The following is a 25,224-nucleotide window of genomic DNA, read 5'->3' as shown; positions in this document are numbered from 1 at the left end:
CCGATTAAAAAATGACAATATAAAGCGCCCAGATTAGGTAGTAGGCTAGCCATGGAAGCGCTGAAATGGCAAGAGCCTGACCTCGTTCAAACTCAGTCCAAGTCCCGACTGCTGCATAGCCCAAGGCGATGTACCAAGGGAGGAGTATCGGGAATGAACTGGCAAACTGAGACCAAGGATTGGTGAGTGGCAGCTTGAGAAAACCATTAAGGCTATTGAGATCTGCGGCATAAACTAACACCTGACCATGTTTCAGTAGCGCACTTACGTAACTTGCTAAGTCGCCAATGATTGCTGGGAAGGTAATGACTGCACTCGCGGCGAACCACTTCCAAAAGCCATGTTGATGCTGGCTTGGCTTAGTCGCAAGGTTGAACCAAAATGCTAGCATCAAGATAGTCAGGGTTCTGCCTGCAATATCGCTGATGATTTCGCTGGCCATGAGGGTGTTTGCGTCTAAAAGCTCAAGTTGCTTAGGATTAGTGACCGCTAACTGAGCCGCAAGCGTTTCTCTCAGCCAATCAAAGTTGACCATATCAAAGTAGGCTCCCCAAAATAAAAATGGAGAGAGAATCAAGAAAATGTATGGTTGCCAGCCCCAAGCTCCACGTTGGTAGAGAGCAAGAAAACAGGCGCTAGGCGAACGGAAGATATCGACCAGCATAATAATAGGGTTACTTGAGGGGCTCATACACTTACCTTAGTTACATCAACATACAGCTTCAGCTTTTGACCTGGTTTGAGGTACTTCTGATTGCTCAGATCGTTCCATTTGACGATGTCATTGGACTTCACTTTAAATTTGGTGGCAATACCACTGATCGTGTCTCCTGAGCGAACGCTATAGAAGACGGTTCTGACGACAGCGCCATCTGAGCTATTCTTCCAAATAACCAGTTTCTGCCCAACTCGCAGGGTATCTCTTGGTCCCATTCCATTCCATTTCGCTAGAGATTGGTGCGAAACTTTGTTGGCTTTAGCAATGGACCATAAGCTGTCGCCAGAACGTACCGTATGAGTCAGTTTGTACTGGCCTCGACTTTCTGACTGCGTTTTCGCTAAGCGATTTGATGCGCTGAGAGCATACGCTTTGTCGTCACGAGTTGAGGTCGGAATCATCAAGTGTTGGCCGACTCGGATGTTATTGCCGCTAATATTGTTCGCAGTGCGGATGACTTGGGCTGTCGTGTTATATTTCTCAGCCAAAACACTCAAAGTATCGCCAGATTTCACTTTGTAGCGTACCACTTTCATCCCTTTACCACGGTTTTTGCTAGCCGCACTGTTAAACTGAGCGACGTTGTCCCTAGGTAGAAGCAACTGGTGTGGACCATCTGGTGCTGTAGCCCATTGGTTGTATGCTGGATTCAAGCTTTGCAGCTCTTTGACACTGATACCAGCGTAGTTAGCCGCGATAGCAAGGTCGAGCTGTTCTTTTGGATTGACCAATTCCACAACCTGTTGGTTGGCGATAGGTGGAATTTCAATACCGTATTTTTCTTGATTGGCGACAATGTCTGCTAGAGCCAGTAATTTTGGCACATAACCACTGGTTTCTTTTGGTAAGTCGAGAGAGAAGAAGTCGATTGGCTTACCGAGCTTGTTGTTCTTGCGGATAGCGCTGGAGACACGGCCGCCACCACTGTTGTACGCCGCAATCGCGTGTGTCCAATCACCGTCAAAACGCTTATTTAGGTAAGTCAGGTAATCGAGAGCAGCATCTGTCGCAGCGGGTACATCACGACGACCATCGTACCAGAAGTTTTGTTTGAGACCGTACATCTCGCCCGTACCGGGAACAAACTGCCATAAACCAGCGGCACTACCATGAGAGTAAGCGAAGGCATCAAATGAACTTTCAACGACAGGAAGAAGTGCCAGTTCCAATGGCAAGCCACGTTGCTCGATCTTCTCTGTAATCAAATATAGGAAAGGTTCAGCGCGTTGCGAAACCGTTTTTAAATGATTTGGGTGCTTCAAATACCATGTGCGGTAGTAATCGACCAGTTGGTGGTCAGGGATCGGCATATCGAGTTGCATCGCGATACGCTGCCAGACGTCTTGCTGAGTTTGCGGTGTGACCACCGGCTCTACTTTGACTACCGGTTTTTCTGGCTGAGCAACAGGCTCAGTCGGTTTTATGGTTGGATTGTTGGTATCTGGAGAGACGGCTTCCCCAGAATCGGTCGGCTGGGTAAGCTGACAACCTGCTAAGAGTAATGCCAATACCCAGCTGTGTTTAACTCGCATTGCACAGCCCTTTTTCTATTTGGCTGCTGATAATACTTGCCTCTCTCAGTAGGTGACAAGCAGCAAATCGTTAAAATTCGTTCTTCCACTCACGTAATGCAGTAAAAATCGCGAGTGGATCAGTTTGAGAGGTTCTATTTGATACGGAGCGGATAACGCTAGGCTGATCGGTACGCAAAAATGGATTGATCCATTTTTCACGGCGAATGGTAGTCGGTAGCGTCGGTTTGTTTTGCGCTCTTAAGCGGTTTACTTCGTCTCGATATTGTTGCAACTGACTATTATCTGGTTCAACGGCAAGTGCAAAGGCCAGATTGCTGGTGGTGTATTCGTGTGCGCAGTAGACCTCGGTCTCTTCTGGCAAGGCTGCGAGTTTGTTGAGAGAGTTATGCATTTGTTCCATCGTTCCCTCAAATACACGCCCACATCCGGCAGAGAACAGCACGTCACCACAGAATAACTTTCCATCACCGACATAGCCGATATGGCCGCTCGTATGGCCTTCTAAACCTAGAACAAAAAAGATTTCATCAAAGAGCTCTATTTGATCTCCTGCATCAACGGCATGAGTTAAGGTCGGTACAGGTTCGTTGGCGGGTCCTACAACATTGACGCTAGGAAACTGTCGTACCAGCTCAGCAACACCACCAATATGGTCATTGTGGTGGTGAGTAATGAGAATTGCCTCTAAACTCAGTTCGTGCTCTTTTAGGTAAGTGAGGACTGGAGTCGCGTCACCTGGATCAACCACAGCACAACGACGATCGCTATTTTCAATTAGCCAGATGTAATTATCATTAAATGCGGGTATGCTTTTGATATTCAACATGGTTGTGTCTCCAGTTACCAGAGTGAAGCAGGTTATATATGAAACCAGCACTTAGCAGAAAAAAGCTTGAAAAGCCTCATTCATGGTCTCAGCTAAAAAATGGCCAGTGGGTCAGTGATTCAATTCAAACCCGCATTGACGAATGGTGCCCAAAACTATTCGGTTATCACCTACTTAAGCTGGGCGGGTTGAGCTGCGAGTTAACCAGCTTCAACTGTAACATTCAACATCAAGTTCACTTAGATATCCAGAACCCTTTGCACAATGTGATTGCAGATGGTTACGATTTACCCTTTTTGGAAAAAAGTTTCGATGCCGTGCTGATGTCCCATCAACTTGACTACTGTAACGATCCTCATCGTATGTTACGAGAAGTTGACCGAGTCATGATTGATGATGGTTACCTGATTATAACGGGTTTCAACCCAATCAGTTTTACTGGGCTTGCAAGCTTAATGCCTTGGCGACGCAACAATTTACCATGGAGCGGTCGGATGTTTACGCCCAATCGCGTTAAGGATTGGCTTGGGCTATTAAACTATCAGGTGTTGGAGTGCGACAGTTACGCACTGTTTCCTATGCAGAAATATCGCACTATGTGGACTTGGTTGGAGAACAGTCTTGGCGATTGGGCCGCACCAGCGGGAAGCCTCTATTTTATCGTGGCGCGAAAACGTACTTATCCACTCAAGCCAATTAAGCCTCACTGGAAGCTAAAACGAAAATTGACGCCAGTTGGCGTCAATTACAAAGTGTCGAACCGACAGTCTAGTTCAAACTAGCTAGGCTGATAACCGACATCTTCATCGGTTGGGTTTTCCGCTGCGGTACGGGCTAATTCATCACACATTTCGTTTTCTCTATGCCCTGCGTGACCTTTGACCCAGCGCCAATCGATTTTATGGCGCTGTGTTTCTGTATCAAGCGCTTGCCAAAGATCGGCATTCTTAACAGGTTTCTTGTCTGCTGTTTTCCAACCGCGTTTTTTCCAGTTGTGTATCCATTGAGTAATACCTTGACGAACATATTGACTATCGGTCGTTAGAATTACGTCGCATGGCTCTTTTAAAGCTTGTAAGGCGACAATGGTAGCCATCATTTCCATACGGTTGTTTGTGGTAAGGGTAAAACCTTTTGCGAGCGTTTTTTCGACCTGTTTATAGCGGAGTACGATTCCGTAACCACCAGGACCTGGGTTACCTAAACAAGAACCATCAGTGAAAATTTCCACCTGTTTCGTCATGATTTGATACTATTGGGTTAAGCACATTATTGGCATAGTCTGACACACATATTGTTATGAATACCAGCAACAATTCTAATCAACATCGTATCGTTGTACTCGATACAGAAACCACAGGTATGAACCGTGAGGGTGGACCTCACTATCAGGACCACCGAATCATTGAAATCGGTGCTGTGGAGATCATCAACCGTAAACTGACAGGGCGTCATTTCCATGTCTACATCAAACCCGATCGTGAAATTCAGCCTGATGCGGTAGAAGTTCACGGTATTACCGATGAGTTTTTGGTCGACAAACCAGACTATCGTGATGTGCATGCTGAATTTCTAGACTTTATCAAAGGGGCTGAGCTGGTGGCGCACAATGCGCCCTTCGACGTTGGCTTCATGGACAATGAGTTTCAAATGCTTGACCCGAGCATCGGCAAGACGATTGACTATTGTAAAGTGACCGATACGCTGGCGATGGCGAAGAAAATCTTCCCAGGCAAGCGAAACAACCTTGACGTACTTTGTGATCGTTACGGTATAGATAACTCTCACCGTACTCTCCACGGGGCATTACTCGATGCCGAGATTCTGGCAGATGTTTATCTGCTAATGACGGGTGGACAGACTTCGCTGCAGTTCAATGCTGGGAGCTCCGGAGGTGAAGAGGGCGAAGTCATAAAACGTGCGGCAAGTGGTCGAAAATCGCTAAAGGTTTTACGTGCAACAGCCGATGAATTAGAAGCCCACCAAAGTAGATTAGACATAGTAGAGAAAAGCGGTAGCTGTCTCTGGCGTCAGTAGGAGAAAGGATGTTGAGGTTCTGGATTGCCATTTTAGGTTTTGTATTTAGTTCGTTAGGCTATGCTGCCGAAGGAACCTCAATGTCGTTGTTGGATAATCGCTTTAGAGTCGATCCGTCGATTAAGCAAATTACCTTTGTTATCTACCGAGCGCAAAGTTCTCAGCCAGTGGTTTTAGTGAGACCCGACGGCAAAAAATATTATGCTTGGCGCAGCCCAGACAATGTTCGCTGGTACCAAGAACCTTCCATGGACATCGTTTCCATTGATAATCCTATGCCAGGCCCTTGGCAAGCCATTGGTAAAGTGACTCCCAAGAACAAGATAAAACTGATTTCTCATCTTGAGCTGTCCACGGACACGCTGCCGACTCGATTGTATCAAGGAGAGTCGATTAAGTTTAATGCCCGCTTGACCTCAGACAATCAGCCACTCGTATTAAGAGATTTTCTTGATCGTGTGAAACTGAAAGTGACCTTTACGAAATATGTCGAGAACGAAGAGTCGCTGGTGAAGGAGGCTCGTCCATTACCTGAAGTCATTGGTGAGTTCGCTGATGATGGTCAGGATCTTGATGAAGTTGCTGGTGATGGTATTTTCACCGTTGCTTTGCCTATTACCAGTGAGCCAGGCAAGTATCGTGTCAGAATCACTTCGGGGAATGGCGTATTTTTGCGTGCTCAGGAGCAAGAAGTCTTAGTTTATCCATCACCGCTGTTGGCGACCTTTATTCAGTCTCGTGAAGAAATGAGTCCTAACCAGATTGTCTTTGCCGGTGAGCAGGGAATGATTAAACCAGGCTCGATTGCCGGTCACGTTGAGCATACCTCTCCTAATGGTTCATTGACCACAGTTCAGGGCAGTGCGAGCGAAGAGAGCAATAAGCTGACGCTAGAGATTCCTTATAGTGCTGATCTTGGCCTCTATGCGTGGCATGGTAAAGCCTTCGCAACCGAAATGGGCTCTGAGCGACCACTCATTTTCCCAATCAGTGAGCACACGTACAGTGTGGTAGAAGAGGTAGATATTGCCGAAACCCGTCGTTTGCAGGAAGAAGAACGTCTCAAGCAGCAAAAACTGTTGGAAGAAATTCAAATGATGGAGATGCGCGAAGCTAAACGCACTCGAACCATGATTCTCATTGGTGTGGGTAATTTGGTGGTACTGATATTGGGTATCGCGGTTTGGTTTGTTATGCGTAAGCTAAAGGCAAGCAGACAAGCACTGCCGGAAATGCAACTCGATATGCCTAAAAAGTAGCGAGTCGTTAATGGTGCCCGCGTTAATGGGGCTACCGCCTTTCCTCTAGGCATTCTTTGATACAAGAATATAAAAAGGGCTGCAATTGCAGCCCTTTATTTATTTCAATTTCAAGTTGGGTTACGCCACTTCATCCATCTCTGGTTGAAGCAGAGGCATTGGCTTTGCGGCCAGTTCCTCTGGGCTGAAGTCATCAACGTTAATGACGTATAAGCGATGCTGCTCTGCTTCAGTCAGTAGTTTCGCATCGTCAGCATCAATGATGCCTTTTTCGAGGCCTAGTTGAGCGACTTCATCTAGACGCAGGAATGGACGACGTTGACCTAGCTGCTTACAGATTTTGTCGAATATTGGCTCTGCTTGCAGAATCACTTCTAGAGCCTGTTCAATACGACCTGCCGCGTTGAACTCAGTTGCAGCCAAGTATTGGTTACGACCAATGCGTGAACGAGTTTCGCTAGGTGTTTGCAGAATCTGAGCCACTTGGCTATCCAGCTTATCACTCGGCGCTTTACGAACTCGACCAAACGGCATGATGACAAGACGCAGGGCTTTACCGAGAAGTTTGTTCGGGAAGTTTGCTAAAAACTCATCAATCGCCAGCTCAGTTTGTTTCAGACTATCTTGCAGTCCCCAATGCACTAAAGGTAGGTCATCTGCAATACGGCCATCACTCTCAAAGCGCTTTAATGTTGCAGAGCTTAAGTACAACTGGCTCAAAATATCGCCCAAGCGAGCAGAGAGACGTTCCTTGCGTTTCAGTGAACCGCCAAGCACTGCCATCGAAATATCAGAGAGGAAGGCAATGTTTGCACTGTATCGGTTTAGCTGCTGGTAATAACGGGTTGTGGCATCTTTGACTGGTGCATCCGAGAAACGACCATCGGTTAAACCAAGCCAGAAGCTGCGAACAAGATTGCTCATGGTAAAGCTGACGTGCCCAGCTAGCGCAGAGTCAAACTTGTCTAGCGCGTCTGAGGCTTCTGAGTAGGCCGCATTCATCTCTTCCAATACGTAAGGGTGACAACGAATTGCACCTTGACCAAAGATGATCATAGAGCGAGTCAGAATGTTTGCACCTTCCACTGTTACCGCTATTGGCGCACCTTGATAACCACGAGCTAGGAAGTTAGAAGGGCCAAGACAGATGCCTTTCCCGCCTACAATGTCCATAGCGTCGATGATGCTTTGCTGTCCACGGTGAGTACAGTGGTATTTTACAATCGCAGAGATGACGGATGGTTTCTCACCAAGGTCAATACCTGCCACTGTTAGGTTACTTGCAGCATCCATGACATAAGCATTGCCGCCAAGGCGTGCTAATGGCTCTTCGACACCTTCCATATGGCCGATGGGTTGCTTAAATTGACGGCGAATACGAGCATAGGCGCCAGTGGCTAAAGCGGCGGACTTAATGCCACCCGTTGAGTTTGAAGGCAGAGTGATACCACGACCTACCGACAGACACTCAACCAACATACGCCAGCCTTGGCCCGCCATTTTTGGACCGCCGATGATGAAATCAAGAGGAACGAAAAGGTCTTGACCACGTGTTGGACCATTTTGGAAAGGCACGTTAAGTGGGAAATGACGGTTGCCAATTTCAACACCTTCTAAATGTGTTGGGATAAGAGCACAGGTGATGCCAATATCTTGTTGATCACCAAGTAGGCCATCTGGGTCGCGCAGTTTAAACGCTAGACCCAACACAGTCGCAACCGGTGCCAGTGTGATGTAGCGTTTGTTCCACGTTAGGCGCATACCAAGCACTTCTTTACCTTGCCACTCGCCTTTGCAGACAATACCAAAATCTGGAATTGAGCCCGCATCTGAACCAGCTTCAGGACTAGTTAGGGCAAAACATGGGATCTCTTTACCTTCTGCAAGTCGAGGTAAGTAGTATTCTTTTTGCTCAGTGGTACCGTAATGTTGCAGCAGTTCACCTGGACCCAATGAGTTAGGAACGCCAACCGTTGAAGACAGCACACCAGATACACCGGTCAGTTTCTGCAATACTAGGGATTGTGCATACGCTGAAAACTCTAGGCCACCATATTTCTTCTTAATGATCATCGCGAAGAATTTGTTGTCTTTTAGGTATTGCCACACTTCAGGTGGCAAGTCGGCAAGTTCATGAGTGACTTGGTAATCATTGACCATGGCACAGACTTCGTTCACAGGGCCGTCTAGGAAAGCTTGTTCTTCTGCGCTCAATTGAGGCGCTTTGATATCGTGAAGCTTCTTCCAATCTGGCTTGCCTTTGAAGAGTTCTGCTTCCCACCAAACCGTACCTGCATCGAGTGCTTCTTTCTCTGTTTGAGACATAGCAGGCAACACCTTTTTAAACAAGGATAGTGCTTTCTTGCTAATCAGAGATTGACGGATTGATGGAACCGCTAAGGTAGCAATTGCCGCGATAAACAGTATCCAGCTAAGTGAACCAGCAGAACCGTAAATTGAAAGCGCAATCATGGTTACGGTCAGCGCAGCAATCGACACTAGCAGTGAGGTGCGATGATAGAGGCAGACTGCCAGTACCGTGGTAAAGCCAAGGATAGAGAGCAAAATGTCCATATGTATGTTCCTTTTGCGGCGATTTATAGTTGGTTATTCGCCGGTGACTAGTAAGAGGTCTAACCAGTTAAGTGTAATCAAAATATTAATAAAATGTAAAACCTGTATTTGTTCAAAAAGTGATCTAAGTAGAGTCAAAGGTCTAAAAATGGCGAGCTGTGCGGAAATTGTGAGCGGAGAATGGCAAGAAAGCGGTAAATGTTATCGGCAAGCTATCGACAGTGAGAATTGTTTGAGTAAACTCTGTAGATAACCGTTTCTGTCTTGTTCACAGAACTATTTATTACAAAAATTAGAGAAAAACCTATGTACCAAGACCTGATTAAAAGCGAATTGAATGAAGCTGCTGATGTTCTAAACAAGTTCTTGAGCGACGAAAATAACATCGCCCAAATTGAAGCTGCGGCGAAAATGATTGCGGATTCATTTAAACAAGGCGGTAAAGTGCTGTCATGTGGTAATGGTGGTTCACACTGTGATGCAATGCACTTTGCAGAAGAACTGACAGGCCGTTACCGTGAAAATCGTCCTGGTTTGCCAGGCATTGCGATTTCAGACCCAAGCCATTTATCTTGTGTCAGCAATGACTTTGGTTACGAGTATGTTTTCTCTCGTTATGTAGAAGCGGTAGGTTCAAAAGGTGACGTGCTATTTGGCCTGTCGACTTCAGGCAACTCTGGCAATATCCTTAAAGCGATTGATGCTGCGCAAGCTAAGGGTATGAAGACCATCGCTTTAACCGGTAAGGATGGTGGCAAAATGGCAGGTCTAGCGGATATTGAAATCCGTGTACCTCATTTTGGTTACGCAGACCGTATCCAAGAGATCCATATCAAGATTATTCACATTGTGATCCAACTGATTGAAAAAGAAATGGAAAAGTAACCTTTTCTCAAGGGTTATAAACCGTATTAGTGCTTTGCACTAATACGGTTGCTGTATAGGGAGTTTTTAAAACCATGTGTGAACTGCTCGGAATGAGCGCCAATGTGCCAACCGATATCTGTTTTAGTTTTACCGGTCTTATGCAACGTGGTGGCAATACCGGTCCGCATCGTGATGGTTGGGGCATTACTTTTTACGAAGGCAAGGGCTTTCGTAATTTTAAAGATCCCAACCCTAGCTGTGATTCAAAAATAGCTGAACTGGTCCAGAACTATCCAATCAAAAGCTGTGCAGTGATTAGCCATATTCGCCAAGCGAATCGTGGAGCAGTGAACCTTGAAAACACCCATCCATTTACCCGAGAGCTTTGGGGACGTTACTGGACTTTTGCTCATAATGGGCAACTCACTGACTATCAAGACTTAGATTCGGGTCGTCATCGCCCTGTCGGCCAAACAGATAGTGAACTGTCATTTTGCTGGTTATTGAATCAAATGGAGCAGCGCTACCCACAGCCTCCACAAGATATGGTTGGTGTATTTCGCTTTATTGCCGAGTGTTGCGAACAACTGAAAGAGAAAGGTGTCTTCAATATGCTGCTGTCAGACGGTGAGTTTGTCATGACATATTGTACCAATCATCTTTATTGGATAACGCGTCGTGCTCCGTTTGGTAAAGCGTCACTGATTGATGAAGATGTAGAGATCAATTTCCAAGAAGAAACAACACCTAATGACATCGTTTCTGTCATTGCGACGCAACCATTGACTGATAACGAAGAGTGGCATCGCATGAAACCAGGAGAGTTTGGTATTTTCCATTTTGGTGAACTTATCGATGGCAATTCTGCGGCGCTAAGGGATGTCCCTTTTGCTCCCAAAAAGGTCGCCAGTCAGGCACCTACGGAACCTTTGGTTTAGCGCAACGAGCGCTAATCATCCAACTCTTCAGAACAAAAAAAGGCCGATGTCTCCATCGGCCTTTTCTATATCTTAGCGAAAACTTATGCTAGCTGAGCTTTTACGTGGTCAACAATGTCGGCCATCGCTACGGCAGTTTTCTCACCTGAGCGGCGGTTCTTATACTCGAAGTTACCTTCTTTCATTGAACGGTCACCGATCACGATAGTGTGAGGAATACCGATAAGTTCCATATCCGAGAACATCACACCTGGGCGTTCTTTACGATCGTCGAATAGTACTTCAATACCCATTGCAGTGAGTTCTGCATATAGCTTCTCGGCCGCTTGCTGTACTTCTTCTGACTTGTGCATGTTCATCGGTACGATAGCAACTTGGAAAGGAGCAAGTGCGTCAGGCCAGATGATGCCGTACTCGTCGTGGTTTTGCTCGATTGCAGAAGCCACTACGCGAGATACACCAATACCGTAACAACCCATCTCTAAGATGACGTTCTTACCATCAGGACCAAGAACGCCACAGTTCATTGCTTCCGAGTAAACGTTACCTAGCTGGAAGATATGGCCGACTTCGATACCGCGTTTCAGCATTAGGGTACCTTGACCACATGGGCTTGGATCACCTTCAACAACGTTACGCAGATCTTCAACTTGGCCTAGCTCTACATCACGACCCCAGTTGATACCGAAGTAGTGTTTATCATCAATGTTCGCACCAGCACCAAAGTCGCTCATTACCGCTACAGTGCGGTCAACAATGAATGGTAGCTCAAGACCAACAGGGCCTAAAGAGCCTGGGCCTGCACCGATAAGTGCACGAATTTGCTCTTCGGTTGCCATCTCTAGAGGCGCAGCAACTTGAGGTAGGTTTTCCGCTTTTACTTCGTTAAGTTCGTGATCGCCACGAATGATAAGCGCGATGATCTCTGCGTCTACTTCATCAGATGCTTTAACGAATAGAGTTTTAACCGTTTTCTCGATTGGTAGATCGAATTGCTCTACGAGTTCAGCGATAGTTTTCGCGTTTGGCGTGTCGACTAGCGTCATCTCTTGTGTTGGTTCTGCACGATCGCCAGCAGGAGCTGCCGCTTCCGCTTTCTCGATGTTCGCTGCGTAATCAGACTCAGTAGAGAAGGCGATGAGGTCTTCGCCGCTTTCAGCTAGTACGTGGAACTCTTGAGAACCACTACCACCAATAGCACCAGAGTCTGCCAGTACAGGACGGTACTCAAGACCCATGCGGTCAAACGCTTTACAGTAAGCGTCATGCATCGCTTGGTAAGATTTCTCTAGACCCGCTTTGTCGATATCGAAGCTGTACGCATCCATCATGCAGAATTCACGAGCACGCATTACGCCGAAACGTGGGCGACGTTCATCACGGAACTTAGTTTGGATTTGGTACAGGTTTAGCGGCAGCTGCTTGTAAGAGCTCACTTCATTACGCACTAGGCTAGTGATCACTTCTTCAGCAGTTGGGCTAAGTACAAACGGACGAGTGTGACGGTCAGTAAAGCGTAATAGCTCAGGGCCCATCTTCTCGCTGCGACCTGTTTCTTCCCATAGTTCAAACGGCTGAACAACGGGCATCAAAGTTTCGACAGCGCCTGCATTGTCGATCTCTTGACGAACGATGTTTTCGACTTTACGCAGAACACGTAGACCGGTAGGTAGCCAGGTGTATAGACCTGAAGCCAGCTTACGGATCATACCTGCACGTAGCATGAGCTGGTGGCTCACTACTTCTGCGTCGTTTGGAGTCTCCTTCAGAGTAGAAAGAAGATAATTACTGGTACGCATTTAACTTATCCGTTTATTAAAGTTAGATACTCAAGCCGGAATGGATTGAAGTATGGAAGTCCCACAAGGGAAAATTGTTAGCCGCTTATAATATCAGCCAATTGCCTTTGTCAAAAGCTTTCAATCGCAGTAACTGTTATTAAGTTATCGGTGACCATGAACTTAACGTTAAGATCGAACAAATTTACCGCATATTCCTTACTGTCGGGCTTATTCTTTTTATAGGCTGGGCGAGGATCCTGTGCCAAAACCTGTTCTATCACCGCTTTAACATACTCAGTCTCGTCGTGCTGCTGCAACTGAGATAAGGCGGCGGCCGAAAAGTCGACGGGATAAGTCACGGGTTCTCCCTCTGCGTAGCCTTCACTCGCCTCCGGAATCGCGTCGGAGTAGGGGATGTAGGGTTTGAGATCTATGATAGGTGTGCCATCAACCAAATCGACATTTCCGAGATCTAAGTAGATCTGATCACCTTGTTTGGTGACTCCCTTTATTTTAACCGCAGACATACCGATGCCGTTCGGTCTAAAAGTCGAACGTGAAGCAAAGACACCAATGCGTTCATTGCCGCCAAGACGAGGTGGACGAACGGTTGGCTTCCAGCCTGCGTCTAGATTCTGATCAAACAAAAACAGCAACCAAACATGAGAGAACTGCTCAATGCCGCGCAGTGATTCTGGGCTGTTTGCTGCTCCTGTTAATCTGACACGAGAGCGGGCAGCGGACACTAAACCTGGTTGACGGGGAACGGCAAATTTCTCTTTGTATGGGCTTTCAATAAAACCGATTGGCTCTACGGAGTACATGGTCTTCTTTACTCGGTGGATAGGGTTGCAGCAAAAGTATCATAAAAAAAGCTTGCAATGATTGTTGAGAATGATTACTAATTAATATGTTATAACATAACAATTTAAAGGGGCTTATCATGCAAGCAAATATCCACCCACAATATCGAACAGTTGTTTTTCACGACACCAGTGTCGATGAGTATTTTCTGATTGGTTCTACACTACAAACAGATCGAACAATCGAATGGCGTGACGGGAAAACCTACCCTTATTTCACCGTTGAAGTCTCTTCGAAATCTCATCCTTTCTATACAGGTAAGCAACGAGTGATTCAAAAAGAGGGTCGTGTGGCGAACTTTAGACGTCGTTTCGGTCAGTTTGAAAAAGGGGACAAATAGATGAAAGTAGTGAAATCATTAAAGAGTGCCAAGAGTCGTCATCCTGACTGCCAGATCGTAAAACGTCGTGGGCGACTCTATGTGATATGTAAATCGAACCCAAGGTTTAAAGCGGTGCAAAAATAGTGCGACGGATGTTTGAGGTTGGTTTAAAAATCGTCAATTGACTCTTTTTCTTCAGCAAGGGTTTTAATCGGCCAAGATGATTTTCAATAGGTCACTCTCATCTTGGCCGCTTTTCTAACACGCTCAATCGAATCAAGAGGTTAGATTTTGTTTCATTCTGATAGTAAATGCGTCCTGTTGAATTATAACTCTGGTTTTTGATTTAAAATTAGCCGTGTTTGCTAATTTTTTGTTTGTTTTTAGTTAAAATGAATTGAATGTTACACACTTTGTAACATTTTGAATTTCTAATTGAGAGTTTTGTCGAGTAATCTCTGCGGGCATTTGGAACATTTTTGTCACATTTGCACAGGAATAACTACAAGGAGGGAACAGATGAGTTCATCTGCTTCGATTAAACAAAACTCGCCAAAAAAGCCGCTGTTTACACGCTTTCTTGATACTGTTGAATATTTGGGGAACCTTTTACCCCACCCAATCACTCTTTTCGCCATCTTCTGTTTAGCGATCCTAGTTACATCAGGCATTGCTGGATACTTTGAAGTTTCTGTTATGGACCCTCGCCCAGAAGGCGCTAAGGGCCGTGCAGCAGATGGCATGATTCATGTTGTGAGCCTGCTTAACGCAGAAGGTCTCCAACTGATCGTCACTAACCTAGTTAAAAACTTTGTTGGTTTTGCACCGTTAGGTACCGTACTCGTTGCTATGTTAGGTGTGGCAATCGCAGAGCACTCTGGCCTTCTATCAGCTGCAATGCGCGGCATGGTAATGGGTGCGTCAAAGCGCATGGTTACAGTTACGGTAGTCTTCGCTGGTATCATTTCAAATACCGCGTCTGAACTTGGCTATGTGGTTCTAATCCCACTGGCTGCAATGCTATTCCACTCTTTAGGTCGTCACCCTCTTGCTGGTCTTGCAGCTGCGTTTGCTGGTGTTTCTGGTGGTTACTCTGCGAACCTACTGATTGGTACCGTTGACCCGCTACTTTCTGGTATTACAGAAACCGCAGCACAAATGATCGATCCGACTTACACGGTTGGTCCAGAAGTTAACTGGTACTTCATGTTTGTGTCGACGTTCTTTATCGCCGCAATGGGTGCGTTTGTTACTGAGAAAATTGTTGAGCCTAAGCTTGGCAAATACAGTGATGAGGAAGCATCGGAAGATCTGTCAAACGACTCTATGGGCAAGCTGACGGATATTGAGAAGAAAGGCCTTAAATTAGCCGGTCTAGCTGTTGTTGTCGTTTCGGCTCTTCTTGCTTGGACGATTGTTCCTGCAGATGGTGTACTTCGTTCAGATGCGGGTACCGTTGCTGGTTCGCCATTCCTTAAGAGTATCGTAGCGTTTATCTTTGTCTTCTTTGCCATCCCGGGCTTTGTTTACGGCAAAGTAACGGGCACGATGAAGACGGATCGCGACGTGATCGATGCGATGGCTAAATCGATGTCTTCTATGGGTATGTACATTGTGTTGGTGTTCTTCGCTGCTCAGTTTGTTGCATTCTTTAAGTGGACTAACTTTGGTCAGGTATTTGCTGTTGCAGGTGCTAACTTCCTACAAGATATCGGTCTGACAGGCCCTATGTTGTTCTTCGCATTCATCTTGATGTGTGGCTTCATTAACCTAATGATCGGCTCAGCGTCTGCTCAGTGGGCAGTGACAGCACCTATCTTCGTTCCAATGCTAATGCTAGTGGGTTATGCGCCAGAAACGATTCAAGCTGCATACCGTATCGGTGATTCGACCACCAATATCATTACACCTATGATGAGCTACTTTGGTCTTATCCTAGCCGTAGCGACTCGCTACATGAAGAATCTAGGTATCGGTACGCTTATCGCAACTATGCTTCCTTACTCTATCTGTTTCATCGTCGGTTGGAGTCTGCTGTTCTATGTGTGGGTATTTGTCTTGGGTCTACCTGTAGGTCCTGGTGCGGCAACGTATTACACACCTTAACCAAGATATAGATATTGGTTAGTTTGAAAGCCAGAGCATTCGCTCTGGCTTTTTTGTGAATGATGATTGGTGCTATTCGAGTTGACAAGTGAATGCGGTGAACTTTACTTACCTCTATAGCAGTTAGTTCGGAGGTTAAATGAAAATCAGCCAGTGGTATCTCTCGCGGCTAAACGGCGCTTAACAGAATCGTTCAACTCTTTTGAGTTCCTTTGTTCATGATTCGACGTATCGCGTTATCTGCATTGTTTTTTGGGCTCGCTTTTAACGTCCGTAGTGAAGCGCCAATTCAGCTCGTTACCCTTGAATACCCACCGTATATTGTCAGCCACGAAGATGAACTATCCGGAGTGGCGGTCGAATTAGTAGAAGCGGTATTTAAACAACTCAATGTGCCAATTTCTATCGAAGTATTGCCATGGGCTAGGGCGTTAAGTAATGTCCAATTTGGTCGAGCAGATGCAATTTTTACAGCATTTAAAAATCCAGAAAGAGAACAGTTTGCCGATTTTAGTCACCAGATATTGTTCACACAAAACATCAGTTTAGTCGTGAAGACAAACAGTAATATCTCTAGCGACTTATTCTTAACCTCTGATTTATCTAATTCAACTATCTGCGTTGTAAACCGAGTGAGTTACGGTGCAAGAATGGATGCTTTACTCGCGGAGAGTCGTTTCAAAATGGTCTTTAGGCGTAACCATACTCGAGATTGTGCACACTTGGTAAGAACCGGACGGGCAGATATATGGGTGAACAACAGTTTTGGCGCTCGGAGTATCATCGCCAGTGAGGGGATGGATAAGATGTTAGAAATTCTCTCTCCTCCTATTGAAGCGACACCCAGTTATATCGCTTTTTCTAAGTTGAGAGAACATGCTTGGCTGCGAGATCGATTCGACGAGGCATTGCGAGAAATGAAACAAGATGGTCGCTATGAAGCCATTATTGATAACTATTTTGAACGTATCAAAAAGCCGGAACAAAAATAAAAGGGCTGACGAATCTCGTCAGCCCTTAGCGATTGTTTGAGCGAGTTGTTGATTACCAGCCTTTAACTACGCCACCTTGGAAGATGTCTGATGCTGCGTTGTACACTTCTTCAGTTTGGTAAGACTTAACGAAGTTTTGCACGTTTTCAGCTTGAACATTGTCTTCACGAGCGACGATAAGGTTTACGTATGGAGACTCTTTGTCTTCAACGAAGATACCGTCTTTTTGTGGTGTTAGATTGATAGAGCTCGCGTATGTTGTGTTGATCACTGAAAGTGCAACGTCATCAAGTGAACGTGGTAGTTGAGCCGCATCAAGTTCTACGATTGTGATGTTTTTTGGGTTTTCAACGATATCACGAACTGTTGCTAGTAGACCGACGTCTTCGCGAAGTTTCAGAAGACCTTGTTGCTCAAGAAGCAGTAAAGAACGACCAAGGTTTGTTGGATCGTTTGGTACAGCAATACGAGCACCATCTTGGATCTCTTCAACAGATGTTACTTGCTTAGAGTAACCTGCAATTGGGTAAACAAAGGTGTTACCTGCAATTGTCAGTTTGTAACCGCGGTCTGCTACTTGCTGATCAAGGTACGGTTTATGTTGGAATGCATTGATATCGATTGAACCGTCATCCAACGCCGCATTTGGTGTTACGTAATCGGTGAAAGTCACTAACTCAACGTCTAGGCCGAATTTTTCTTTAGCCACTTTTGCTGCTACTTCAGCAACTTGCGCTTCAGCACCAGCCATAACACCAACTTTGATTTTGCTTGTGTCCACTTCTTTATCGCCACAACCTGCCAGAACCAGTGCAGACGCTGCTGCTGCGATAGCCAAAATACCTTTAAGACTGAATTTCATCACTATCTCCTTATAAATAAAATCTGTGATTAATGTTTAATTTATTATTAACGGTGATCGACGCGACGAACAATCGCATCACCAATAGATTGAATAATTTGTACTAGTACGATGAGCATGACGACTGTTACTGCCATGATCACCACATCGTAGCGGTGGAATCCGTAGCGAATGGCTACGTCACCCAAACCTCCACCTCCGACCGTTCCCGCCATTGCAGAGTAACTCACTAGAGTGACTAACGTGATAGTGACGGAGTTGACGATAGTTGGCATTGCTTCTGGGAGTAATACCTTTGAGATGATCTGTAACGGTGTCGCGCCCATAGACTGCGCAGCTTCGACAAGCCCCGTTGGGACTTCAAGCAATGCGCCTTCGATAAGACGAGCGACAAATGGAATCGCACCTATGGTCAAAGGAACAATTGCCGCTGTTGTACCGATAAAGGTTCCCACTAATAACTTAGTGACTGGAATGATCGCCACCATCAAGACAAGGAATGGTACAGAGCGACCAATGTTTACGATGGCACCAAGCGCACTGTTGAGCTTAGTGTTTTCGAGCAGGCCATCTTTTTTAGTCGTGTGTAAAACAACGCCTAAAGGGATACCTATTGCAAAGCCGACAATACCAGCGACAGCGACCATATAGAGAGTCTCAAGCGTCGCGCCAATAAGTAGGTTGCTGTTTAAGTTCAGCCACTGTGAAATTTCGTTAAAGGACATAACCCAGTACCTCTACTTTTACGTTGTGTTCGCGCAGGAATTCAATGGCAGCATTATCGTCTTGTTCGTTACCGAACAGTTCGGCGACCATCATGCCAAACTTAACGCCGCCAGCGTAATCGAGATCGGAACTCAAAATGCTGACATCAATATTGAATTTACGAGCAATCTGGCTCATGAGTGGTGCATCAACAGTCGCACCAGTAAACTCTAAACGCACTAGTGGGTAGCTGTTCTCAACGCGCGTTTCTTGTAGACGAACTTGGTAATCTTCAGGAATAGAAAGATCCAATGTTGAACGAATAAACTGGTGAGCTAGCTCGGTTTTAGGGTGCGCGAAGATCTCACCAACACTGCCTTTCTCTACCAATTCACCACCACCAATAATGGCTACTTGGTGGCAAATACTTTTAACAACATCCATCTCGTGAGTGATCAGGAGAATGGTGATGTTGAGCTTGCGGTTAATTTCTCTGAGCAGCTCTAAAATAGACTGAGTTGTCGCTGGATCTAGTGCACTAGTGGCTTCATCACATAGAAGCACTTTAGGATCGCAAGCCAGTGCGCGAGCGATGGCAACACGCTGCTTTTGACCGCCGCTCAGGTTAGCAGGGTAGCTTTCGTGTTTATCTTCTAGGCCAACCAATTTAAGTAGCTCTGTGACTTTTTGGTTGATATGCGCTTTATCTTTGCCCGCGAGCTCTAACGGCAGCGCCACGTTGTCATATACAGAGCGTGACGACAGCAGATTAAAATGCTGGAAGATCATCCCAATATTACGACGAGCTTCGCTCAACTGAGATTTAGACAGCTTGGTGAGATCCACACCATCAACCACGATCGAGCCTGTCGTTGGTGCTTCTAGCATGTTGACACAACGAATAAGCGTACTTTTCCCTGCTCCTGATGAGCCAATAACACCAAAGATTGTTCCCTGAGGAATATGAAGGTTTATCTCTTTCAAGGCGTGAATTTCCTTAGTGCCTTGGAAGAAAACCTTATTAACTTGATTAATTTCAATCATCGAGAAACCCACTATCAGATTGGATGAGCAGCAGAAGATTATTTTGAGCCACATCTCATTTACTAGAGGATGCTATGGGTTTGCGTGATTTGTGTCAATAGATATTTTTACGTCTAGACGTCTAAACGTATTTTTTGCCCAATCGTTTGGTAATTAGATAGTGATGAAAGAAATAAAGCGTGCAATAATTCTTATTAATCAAAGCAAAAACGAGAAGCATATTTTGGCAAAACCTGCAGTCTTTCTAGACCGAGATGGCGTAATCAACGTTGACCACGGCTATGTGCATGACGAACACGATTTTGAGTTTATTGAAGGTGTGTTTGAAGCGACGAAAAAGCTCCAAGAGATGGGCTATCTGCTTGTCCTTGTGACTAACCAGTCTGGTATTGCACGTGGCATGTTCAGTGAAGATCGTTTTCTATCACTAACTCAGTGGATGGATTGGAATTTCGTTGATAATGGCGTTGAGCTTGATGGGATCTATTACTGCCCTCACCATGCAGAGCAAGGTCAGGGTAAATATAAGGAAGATTGTGATTGCCGCAAGCCAAAACCTGGGATGTTTATCTCTGCTCGTGACTTTTTAAAAATTGATATGGCCAACTCAGTGATGGTTGGTGATAAGGCGGAAGACATGATGGCGGCTGACGCTGCTGGTGTCGGAACCAAGATACTTGTTCGTACTGGCAAACCAGTGACTGAGAAAGGTGAAGCGTTAGCCTCAGTGGTACTCGATAGCATTAAGCAAGTACCAGACTATCTCGCCAAGTAAACAAAATCAGGTTGGCCGCTATAGTCTTGTCTGGAGGGAATCATGAAATCTAGAGTGTTACTCACGGCGATGATTGGACTCGTTTTAACAGCGTGTTCCTATAATGCTGTAGAGCGTGATAGTGCCTATCAAGGTGATTTCGAATTTTATCAGTGCAGTGCAGATAAAACCTTCAAAGTCGCTTTTATGCCCAATCAACCTTTGGCATTGCTGAGGTTACCGGAGCATGACTATAGACTGGTTCAAGTTCCTTCTGGCTCAGGGACAAAATACATTCTTGATGATGGCACGGCGCAGACCCTCAACCCAGTGACCCTCTATACTAAGGGCAGTGAAGCTCGCTTAGAGTTAGGGCGTGTCGTGTATAAAAATTGTATCAGTCAATAAATCTGTTCGGATAGTATTAAGGAGGCGTTCGCCTCCTTTTAACATTTAACTATTAGACCCAATAACCTATGAGCAAAAAATTAACCATTCTTGATATAGCTAAGCTGTCTGGTGTCGGCAAGTCGACGGTGTCTCGCGTCTTGACCAATGATCCTAAGGTGAAGCCTGAAACTCGAGCCAAAGTCGAGCAGGTGATTCAAGAGTCTGGTTATGTGCCATCAAAATCTGCACAAGCCATGCGTGGAGGCAGTCAGAAGGTGGTTGGGGTCATTATATCTCGCCTCGATTCGCCATCAGAAAATAAAGCCGTCGGCAGCATGCTAAGCACCTTATACGATGCAGGCTATGATGTTGTTATTATGGAGAGCCAGTTCGATCGCGAGAAAACCAATGAACATCTCGATGTCCTGAAAAAACGAAATGTTGATGGTGTCATTGTGTTTGGCTTTAGCGATTTCGATATTTCCAAGCTGGCGAGCTGGAAAAATTGCTCAGTCGTTATTGCCATGGATACCGATCAAGTCTCTTCAATCAACTACGACAACACGCAAGTGATCACCAAAGCTCTGGAATATTTGCAGAAAAAGTCACTCCAACACATCGCGTTTATCGGAGTATCACCGAGCGATAAAACAACGGGAAAGCTACGTTTAGAGGCTTACCTGAATTGGTGTGAACAGCATGCAATTAAAGCCAATTATCAAACAGGGCAACTCAATCATGAAAGTGCCTACTTACTAGTTGATAGCGTGCTCGATGCCAAAACAGAAGCGATTGTTTGCGCCAGTGATACGTTGGCACTTGGCGTAATAAAACGCCTTCAAGAGCTCGACAGAGAAGATGTCGTGGTGACAGGGGTCGGGGGAAATGAACTACTTTCTTTCCTTTTTCCAAAAGTCTTTAGCATTGATCCTGGTTATTCCCTTGCGGGAGAAAAGGCCGCTAACTTATTGATCTCTCAAATAAATGGTGAGCTAAAACAGGTTCACATCACTCAGCAGCCGCTTGCTCTCTAAGCCATTAGTTTCAAAGTGAATTAAAATTATACTGTGATCTCATTCAATTAATGGGACTGTTCCCATTTTTATCTAGTATAGGATCTGACAATATAACAAGCATAAATGGGAACATTCCCATAACTATAAAAACAGGTCAGTTTGTAAGTCTGATGTTGATTTAGACATGAATGAGAATCCAATTAGGGTGGACATGGATATGAGTAAGATTGCGAAACAAGAAGTTGAGCGTCTGATTGAGTTAGTCGGTGGACGCGACAATATCGCGAGCGTAAGCCACTGTTTAACGCGTCTTCGCTTTGTACTAAACAATACTGAGAAAGCCGATGAGAAAGCATTAGAAGCGCTGCCAATGGTAAAAGGTTGCTTTACCAATGCGGGTCAGTTCCAAGTGGTTATCGGTACTGAAGTCGATGAAGTGTATAAAGTTCTGATTGAGCTGACTGGACAAAAAGCGGCATCGAAAGATGAGGCTAAGCTCGCGGCTCGCCAAAACATGAACATCCTAGAACGTGGAATCTCCCATTTAGCTGAAATTTTTGTTCCGCTTCTACCTGCGATTATTACTGGTGGTTTAATTTTAGGCTTCCGTAATGTCATTGGTGACATCAAGATGTTTGATGGTCAGACTCTGACTGAAATCAGTCAATTTTGGGCAACGGTACACAGCTTCCTGTGGTTAATCGGCGAAGCCATTTTCTTCTTCCTTCCTGTCGGTGTGTGTTGGTCTACGGTGAAGAAACTGGGTGGTACACCAATTTTAGGTATCACATTGGGTGTGACGCTTGTCTCTCCTCAGTTGATGAATGCATATTTGATTGGTAAGCAAGTACCAGAAGCATGGGACTTCGGCCTCTTTGTCATTGAGAAGGTGGGTTATCAAGCTCAGGTCATCCCTGCGATGTTAGCGGGTGTTGCACTCGCCTTTATCGAAACTAATTTGAAACGTATTGTTCCATCTTACCTCTACCTAGTTGTTGTCCCATTTGTATCCATTATCGTTTCTGTGGTTCTGGCGCACTCACTAATTGGTCCATTTGGTCGAGTTTTGGGTGACGGTGTGGCTTTTGCCGCTAAAGCAGCCATGACAGGCGACTTCGCAGTCATTGGTTCAATGGTATTTGGCTTCCTCTATGCGCCACTCGTTATCACGGGTATACACCATACGACCAATGCTGTGGATCTTCAGTTGATGCAAGATCTTGGTGGTACCCCTATCTGGCCTTTGATTGCTTTGTCAAACATCGCTCAGGCCTCAGCAGTTGCTGGAATCATTATCATCAGTAAAAAACATGGCGAGCGTGATATCTCTGTACCAGCAGCGATCTCTGCATACCTAGGTGTCACGGAACCTGCTATGTACGGTATTAACCTCAAATACAAATTCCCTATGCTTAGTGCCATGATCGGTAGCGCGGTTGCAGCGGCAATCTGTGGTAGTGCTGGCGTGATGGCAAATGGTATTGGTGTGGGTGGCTTACCTGGCATTCTCTCAATCCAACCACAGTTTTGGGGCATTTATGCTGTTGCGATGCTAGTCGCAATCGCGCTTCCAGCAGTATTAACTCTGTTCTTCTATAAGCGCGCACAAACGAAGGGCGAATTGGAGCCTGTTAACGCGTAATTCCGCAATACATTTAGGAGCGGGCAGTCACCGCTCCTCTTTTCAAAGATTCAATTTTTTATTTGGTAAGTGAGTTTAGAAATGACAGCTATGGCTAATGATCCAAATTGGTGGAAAACCGCCTCGATCTATCAAATTTATCCAAAAAGTTTCTGTGATAGCGGAAGTAAGGGTACGGGGGATATTCAAGGCATTATTTCTAAGCTCGACTATCTAAAGCGCCTTGGTGTCGATGCAATCTGGCTGACTCCAATTTACCAGTCGCCAATGATTGATAATGGTTATGATATTTCGGATTACTACGCCATTAATTCAGACTTTGGCACTATGGCGGATTTTGATCAGTTGCTTGAGCAAGCCCATCAACGCGGTATTCGTATCATTATGGATATCGTCGTGAATCACACCTCAACTGATCATCATTGGTTCCAGTCTGCGTTGGGCGACAAGAACAGCCCATATCGTGACTACTATATTTGGCGAGATCCGGTTAATGGAGAGTGCCCAAATAACTGGCAATCAAAATTTGGCGGAAGTGCATGGGAATTCGATCAACAAACGGGACAGTATTTTCTCCACCTATTTGCTAAGCAGCAAGCCGATCTGAACTGGGAGAACCCTCAGGTTCGCGCTGAAGTTAAAGAGGTGATCAGCTTCTGGGCTGAAAAAGGGGTCGATGGCTTCCGTCTTGATGTGATTAACCTGATTTCTAAGCAGCAAGACTTTCCGAACGATGATATCGGTGACGGACGTCGTTTTTACACCGACGGTCCTCGTGTTCACGAATTTCTCCGCGAGATTAGTTCAGCGGTATTTCATAAGTATGGCAGTGTTACCGTTGGTGAGATGTCTTCGACAACACTGGAGCATTGTCAGCAATACTCGTCAATAGATAACAAAGAGTTATCGATGGTGTTTAACTTCCACCACTTGAAAGCGGATTACCCAAATGGAGAAAAGTGGACCAAGGCTCCTTTTGACTTTATCCAGTTAAAACAAATTTTCAACCACTGGCAAACGGGTCTTAATGGCAAAGGGTGGGGGGCGTTATTCTGGTGTAACCATGACCAACCTCGAGTGGTAAGCCGTTTAGGTAACGATCAACAGTATCGGGTTGAATCCGCCAAAATGCTTGGCGCATCAATACACATGATGCAGGGGACGCCTTATATTTATCAAGGCGAAGAGATTGGCATGACCAACCCTGGCTATACCCGCATTGATCAGTATCGTGATGTGGAAAGCACCAATATGTACGACATAATGGTCAATCAGCAAGGTGTCTCACACGACGATATGATGGCTATTCTGGCACAAAAGTCTCGCGACAATTCCCGCACACCAATGCAGTGGAATGACGATAAGTTTGCTGGTTTCTCCAAAACGACACCATGGCTTGAAGTGGCAGAAAACTACCGTGAAGTGAATGCCAAGTTGGCCATAGAAGACGAAAACTCGGTCTTTTATTTCTATCAGAAGCTGATTGAGTTACGTAAAGAGTGGGATGTGATCACAACAGGTGATTATCTGGATCTTTACCCTAATCATGACGCGATATTCGGTTATCGACGTCAAACCGAAACAGCCACTTTGATCTGTCTAAACAACTATTATGGTCAAGAGACAGAGTGTACTTTGCCAGACAACTTCGATGTGTCACGTGCTAGGTACCTGTTAGCTAACTATGCTGAGCTTAGACCGCAGGTCGACAAGGTGCAGAAACTTAGACCTTATGAAACTCGTATTATTTTAGTCGAAAGCTAACACCCCCTAGTCGTGTTTGCTTCATCAGAACCTATTGGTTCTGATACTTGCCCCGCATTGTCGGGGCTTTTTTTGTTTGATTCTAAATAGATAGAGATGGGTGTGATTTTGTAGAGATGAAAAAAAACCAGCTCGATGAGCTGGTTTCTTCAATATGGTGGAGGGGGACGGATTCGAACCATCGAAGGCAGTGCCAGCAGATTTACAGTCTGATCCCTTTGGCCACTC

Annotated in this window: 24 protein-coding genes; 14 read left to right on the top strand and 10 right to left on the bottom strand. The window is 45.4% G+C overall.

What is annotated here, in order from left to right:
• Nucleotides 1-4: 4 nt before the first annotated feature.
• From ACQEXP_RS08980 to gloB, 3 genes are all read right to left on the bottom strand, one after another.
• Nucleotides 5-691 carry a YIP1 family protein gene (locus ACQEXP_RS08980; protein ID WP_269376703.1) on the bottom strand — a complete coding sequence of 229 codons (687 nt, stop codon included), beginning with the start codon at nucleotides 689-691 and terminating at the stop codon, nucleotides 5-7.
• Nucleotides 688-2,250 (bottom strand): LysM peptidoglycan-binding domain-containing protein, encoded by a 1,563-nt coding sequence (locus ACQEXP_RS08975; RefSeq protein WP_269376704.1) that lies wholly within the window; start codon nucleotides 2,248-2,250, stop codon nucleotides 688-690. Before ACQEXP_RS08975 ends, ACQEXP_RS08980 begins: the two co-directional genes overlap by 4 nt.
• 70 nt (nucleotides 2,251-2,320) lie before the next feature.
• Nucleotides 2,321-3,079: a hydroxyacylglutathione hydrolase gene (gene gloB / locus ACQEXP_RS08970; RefSeq protein WP_269376705.1), complete on the bottom strand. Its 759-nt coding sequence runs from the start codon at nucleotides 3,077-3,079 to the stop codon at nucleotides 2,321-2,323.
• A 38-nt stretch (nucleotides 3,080-3,117) separates the two neighbouring features.
• Between gloB and ACQEXP_RS08965 the strand changes: the two genes are divergently transcribed.
• The gene (locus ACQEXP_RS08965) at nucleotides 3,118-3,861 is read left to right on the top strand and encodes a class I SAM-dependent methyltransferase (RefSeq protein WP_269376706.1); all 744 of its coding nucleotides are present in this window, start codon (nucleotides 3,118-3,120) and stop codon (nucleotides 3,859-3,861) included.
• Here ACQEXP_RS08965 and rnhA read toward each other — a convergent pair.
• Complete coding sequence (gene rnhA, locus ACQEXP_RS08960; protein ID WP_269376707.1) at nucleotides 3,858-4,322, bottom strand: ribonuclease HI; 465 nt, start codon at nucleotides 4,320-4,322, stop codon at nucleotides 3,858-3,860. The genes ACQEXP_RS08965 and rnhA overlap by 4 nt on opposite strands.
• Before the next feature lie 56 nt (nucleotides 4,323-4,378).
• Between rnhA and dnaQ the strand changes: the two genes are divergently transcribed.
• Nucleotides 4,379-5,116 (top strand): DNA polymerase III subunit epsilon, encoded by a 738-nt coding sequence (gene dnaQ, locus ACQEXP_RS08955; protein WP_269376708.1) that lies wholly within the window; start codon nucleotides 4,379-4,381, stop codon nucleotides 5,114-5,116.
• A gap of 8 nt (nucleotides 5,117-5,124) precedes the next feature.
• Nucleotides 5,125-6,375 carry a TIGR03503 family protein gene (locus ACQEXP_RS08950; protein ID WP_426969511.1) on the top strand — a complete coding sequence of 417 codons (1,251 nt, stop codon included), beginning with the start codon at nucleotides 5,125-5,127 and terminating at the stop codon, nucleotides 6,373-6,375.
• A 120-nt stretch (nucleotides 6,376-6,495) separates the two neighbouring features.
• Here ACQEXP_RS08950 and fadE read toward each other — a convergent pair whose 3' ends face one another.
• Complete coding sequence (gene fadE, locus ACQEXP_RS08945) at nucleotides 6,496-8,949, bottom strand: acyl-CoA dehydrogenase FadE (RefSeq protein WP_269376710.1); 2,454 nt, start codon at nucleotides 8,947-8,949, stop codon at nucleotides 6,496-6,498.
• Nucleotides 8,950-9,255: 306 nt separating this feature from the next.
• Here fadE and lpcA point away from each other — a divergent pair, with 306 nt between their 5' ends.
• Complete coding sequence (lpcA, locus tag ACQEXP_RS08940) at nucleotides 9,256-9,834, top strand: D-sedoheptulose 7-phosphate isomerase (protein ID WP_269376711.1); 579 nt, start codon at nucleotides 9,256-9,258, stop codon at nucleotides 9,832-9,834.
• 74 nt (nucleotides 9,835-9,908) lie between these two features.
• A complete protein-coding gene (locus ACQEXP_RS08935) occupies nucleotides 9,909-10,754 on the top strand; it encodes a class II glutamine amidotransferase (protein ID WP_426969508.1) in 846 nt (281 codons plus the stop codon).
• Between the two features lie 83 nt (nucleotides 10,755-10,837).
• Here the strand turns inward: ACQEXP_RS08935 and ACQEXP_RS08930 are convergent, their stop codons facing one another.
• Both ACQEXP_RS08930 and tsaA read right to left on the bottom strand, forming a co-directional pair.
• Nucleotides 10,838-12,553 carry a proline--tRNA ligase gene (locus ACQEXP_RS08930; protein ID WP_269376714.1) on the bottom strand — a complete coding sequence of 572 codons (1,716 nt, stop codon included), beginning with the start codon at nucleotides 12,551-12,553 and terminating at the stop codon, nucleotides 10,838-10,840.
• Nucleotides 12,554-12,663: 110 nt separating this feature from the next.
• Nucleotides 12,664-13,359 carry a tRNA (N6-threonylcarbamoyladenosine(37)-N6)-methyltransferase TrmO gene (gene tsaA / locus ACQEXP_RS08925; protein ID WP_426969506.1) on the bottom strand — a complete coding sequence of 232 codons (696 nt, stop codon included), beginning with the start codon at nucleotides 13,357-13,359 and terminating at the stop codon, nucleotides 12,664-12,666.
• Between the two features lie 119 nt (nucleotides 13,360-13,478).
• Here tsaA and ACQEXP_RS08920 point away from each other — a divergent pair, with 119 nt between their 5' ends.
• From ACQEXP_RS08920 to ACQEXP_RS08905, 4 genes are all read left to right on the top strand, one after another.
• Nucleotides 13,479-13,739, top strand: a complete 261-nt coding sequence (locus tag ACQEXP_RS08920) for a type B 50S ribosomal protein L31 (RefSeq protein WP_426969504.1) — start codon at nucleotides 13,479-13,481, stop codon at nucleotides 13,737-13,739.
• On the top strand, nucleotides 13,740-13,865 hold the full coding sequence (gene ykgO / locus ACQEXP_RS08915; RefSeq protein ID WP_009847431.1) for a type B 50S ribosomal protein L36: 126 nt from the start codon (nucleotides 13,740-13,742) through the stop codon (nucleotides 13,863-13,865).
• 375 nt (nucleotides 13,866-14,240) lie between these two features.
• The gene (locus ACQEXP_RS08910; protein WP_269376717.1) at nucleotides 14,241-15,827 is read left to right on the top strand and encodes an AbgT family transporter; all 1,587 of its coding nucleotides are present in this window, start codon (nucleotides 14,241-14,243) and stop codon (nucleotides 15,825-15,827) included.
• A 218-nt stretch (nucleotides 15,828-16,045) separates the two neighbouring features.
• Nucleotides 16,046-16,819: a substrate-binding periplasmic protein gene (locus ACQEXP_RS08905; protein WP_426969502.1), complete on the top strand. Its 774-nt coding sequence runs from the start codon at nucleotides 16,046-16,048 to the stop codon at nucleotides 16,817-16,819.
• Nucleotides 16,820-16,871: 52 nt separating this feature from the next.
• Here the strand turns inward: ACQEXP_RS08905 and ACQEXP_RS08900 are convergent, their stop codons facing one another.
• From ACQEXP_RS08900 to metN, 3 genes are read right to left on the bottom strand one after another with little or no spacing between them, the layout of a single operon-like run.
• Nucleotides 16,872-17,681 carry a MetQ/NlpA family lipoprotein gene (locus ACQEXP_RS08900; protein ID WP_269376719.1) on the bottom strand — a complete coding sequence of 270 codons (810 nt, stop codon included), beginning with the start codon at nucleotides 17,679-17,681 and terminating at the stop codon, nucleotides 16,872-16,874.
• Between the two features lie 47 nt (nucleotides 17,682-17,728).
• On the bottom strand, nucleotides 17,729-18,406 hold the full coding sequence (locus tag ACQEXP_RS08895; protein ID WP_269376720.1) for a methionine ABC transporter permease: 678 nt from the start codon (nucleotides 18,404-18,406) through the stop codon (nucleotides 17,729-17,731).
• Complete coding sequence (metN, locus tag ACQEXP_RS08890) at nucleotides 18,396-19,430, bottom strand: methionine ABC transporter ATP-binding protein MetN (RefSeq protein ID WP_426969500.1); 1,035 nt, start codon at nucleotides 19,428-19,430, stop codon at nucleotides 18,396-18,398. The genes ACQEXP_RS08895 and metN overlap by 11 nt, the downstream gene beginning before the upstream one ends.
• Before the next feature lie 223 nt (nucleotides 19,431-19,653).
• Here metN and gmhB point away from each other — a divergent pair, with 223 nt between their 5' ends.
• From gmhB to treC, 5 genes are all read left to right on the top strand, one after another.
• On the top strand, nucleotides 19,654-20,205 hold the full coding sequence (gene gmhB, locus ACQEXP_RS08885) for a D-glycero-beta-D-manno-heptose 1,7-bisphosphate 7-phosphatase (protein WP_269376722.1): 552 nt from the start codon (nucleotides 19,654-19,656) through the stop codon (nucleotides 20,203-20,205).
• A 42-nt stretch (nucleotides 20,206-20,247) separates the two neighbouring features.
• On the top strand, nucleotides 20,248-20,592 hold the full coding sequence (locus ACQEXP_RS08880) for an MliC family protein (protein ID WP_269376723.1): 345 nt from the start codon (nucleotides 20,248-20,250) through the stop codon (nucleotides 20,590-20,592).
• Nucleotides 20,593-20,660: 68 nt separating this feature from the next.
• Nucleotides 20,661-21,608 (top strand): trehalose operon repressor TreR, encoded by a 948-nt coding sequence (gene treR / locus ACQEXP_RS08875; RefSeq protein WP_426969497.1) that lies wholly within the window; start codon nucleotides 20,661-20,663, stop codon nucleotides 21,606-21,608.
• Nucleotides 21,609-21,807: 199 nt separating this feature from the next.
• Nucleotides 21,808-23,232, top strand: a complete 1,425-nt coding sequence (gene treB, locus ACQEXP_RS08870; RefSeq protein ID WP_426969495.1) for a PTS trehalose transporter subunit IIBC — start codon at nucleotides 21,808-21,810, stop codon at nucleotides 23,230-23,232.
• A gap of 81 nt (nucleotides 23,233-23,313) precedes the next feature.
• The gene (gene treC / locus ACQEXP_RS08865) at nucleotides 23,314-24,996 is read left to right on the top strand and encodes an alpha,alpha-phosphotrehalase (RefSeq protein WP_426969494.1); all 1,683 of its coding nucleotides are present in this window, start codon (nucleotides 23,314-23,316) and stop codon (nucleotides 24,994-24,996) included.
• Nucleotides 24,997-25,224 lie beyond the last annotated feature (228 nt).

Origin of the sequence: Vibrio sp. TRT 1302, from assembly GCF_050113875.1 — a bacterium.
GTDB lineage: Bacteria > Pseudomonadota > Gammaproteobacteria > Enterobacterales > Vibrionaceae > Vibrio.
The sequence above is the reverse complement of the archived record's forward strand: the minus strand, read 5'-3'. Positions and strand labels throughout refer to the sequence as shown.

Excerpts from the sequence above, each read along its gene's own strand:
- metN (WP_426969500.1), bottom strand. The coding sequence starts at position 19,430 with ATGATTGAAATTAATCAAGTTAATAAGGTTTTCTTCCAAGGCACTAAG.
- ACQEXP_RS08975 (WP_269376704.1), bottom strand. The coding sequence starts at position 2,250 with ATGCGAGTTAAACACAGCTGGGTATTGGCATTACTCTTAGCAGGTTGT.
- dnaQ (WP_269376708.1), top strand. The coding sequence starts at position 4,379 with ATGAATACCAGCAACAATTCTAATCAACATCGTATCGTTGTACTCGAT.
- lpcA (WP_269376711.1), top strand. The coding sequence starts at position 9,256 with ATGTACCAAGACCTGATTAAAAGCGAATTGAATGAAGCTGCTGATGTT.
- treC (WP_426969494.1), top strand. The coding sequence starts at position 23,314 with ATGACAGCTATGGCTAATGATCCAAATTGGTGGAAAACCGCCTCGATC.
- ACQEXP_RS08900 (WP_269376719.1), bottom strand. The coding sequence starts at position 17,681 with ATGAAATTCAGTCTTAAAGGTATTTTGGCTATCGCAGCAGCAGCGTCT.
- treR (WP_426969497.1), top strand. The coding sequence starts at position 20,661 with ATGAGCAAAAAATTAACCATTCTTGATATAGCTAAGCTGTCTGGTGTC.
- fadE (WP_269376710.1), bottom strand. The coding sequence starts at position 8,949 with ATGGACATTTTGCTCTCTATCCTTGGCTTTACCACGGTACTGGCAGTC.
- rnhA (WP_269376707.1), bottom strand. The coding sequence starts at position 4,322 with ATGACGAAACAGGTGGAAATTTTCACTGATGGTTCTTGTTTAGGTAAC.
- ACQEXP_RS08920 (WP_426969504.1), top strand. The coding sequence starts at position 13,479 with ATGCAAGCAAATATCCACCCACAATATCGAACAGTTGTTTTTCACGAC.
- ACQEXP_RS08935 (WP_426969508.1), top strand. The coding sequence starts at position 9,909 with ATGTGTGAACTGCTCGGAATGAGCGCCAATGTGCCAACCGATATCTGT.
- tsaA (WP_426969506.1), bottom strand. The coding sequence starts at position 13,359 with ATGTACTCCGTAGAGCCAATCGGTTTTATTGAAAGCCCATACAAAGAG.
- ACQEXP_RS08980 (WP_269376703.1), bottom strand. The coding sequence starts at position 691 with ATGAGCCCCTCAAGTAACCCTATTATTATGCTGGTCGATATCTTCCGT.
- ACQEXP_RS08905 (WP_426969502.1), top strand. The coding sequence starts at position 16,046 with ATGATTCGACGTATCGCGTTATCTGCATTGTTTTTTGGGCTCGCTTTT.
- gloB (WP_269376705.1), bottom strand. The coding sequence starts at position 3,079 with ATGTTGAATATCAAAAGCATACCCGCATTTAATGATAATTACATCTGG.
- ykgO (WP_009847431.1), top strand. The coding sequence starts at position 13,740 with ATGAAAGTAGTGAAATCATTAAAGAGTGCCAAGAGTCGTCATCCTGAC.
- ACQEXP_RS08930 (WP_269376714.1), bottom strand. The coding sequence starts at position 12,553 with ATGCGTACCAGTAATTATCTTCTTTCTACTCTGAAGGAGACTCCAAAC.
- ACQEXP_RS08910 (WP_269376717.1), top strand. The coding sequence starts at position 14,241 with ATGAGTTCATCTGCTTCGATTAAACAAAACTCGCCAAAAAAGCCGCTG.
- ACQEXP_RS08965 (WP_269376706.1), top strand. The coding sequence starts at position 3,118 with ATGAAACCAGCACTTAGCAGAAAAAAGCTTGAAAAGCCTCATTCATGG.
- ACQEXP_RS08950 (WP_426969511.1), top strand. The coding sequence starts at position 5,125 with ATGTTGAGGTTCTGGATTGCCATTTTAGGTTTTGTATTTAGTTCGTTA.
- ACQEXP_RS08880 (WP_269376723.1), top strand. The coding sequence starts at position 20,248 with ATGAAATCTAGAGTGTTACTCACGGCGATGATTGGACTCGTTTTAACA.
- ACQEXP_RS08895 (WP_269376720.1), bottom strand. The coding sequence starts at position 18,406 with ATGTCCTTTAACGAAATTTCACAGTGGCTGAACTTAAACAGCAACCTA.
- treB (WP_426969495.1), top strand. The coding sequence starts at position 21,808 with ATGAGTAAGATTGCGAAACAAGAAGTTGAGCGTCTGATTGAGTTAGTC.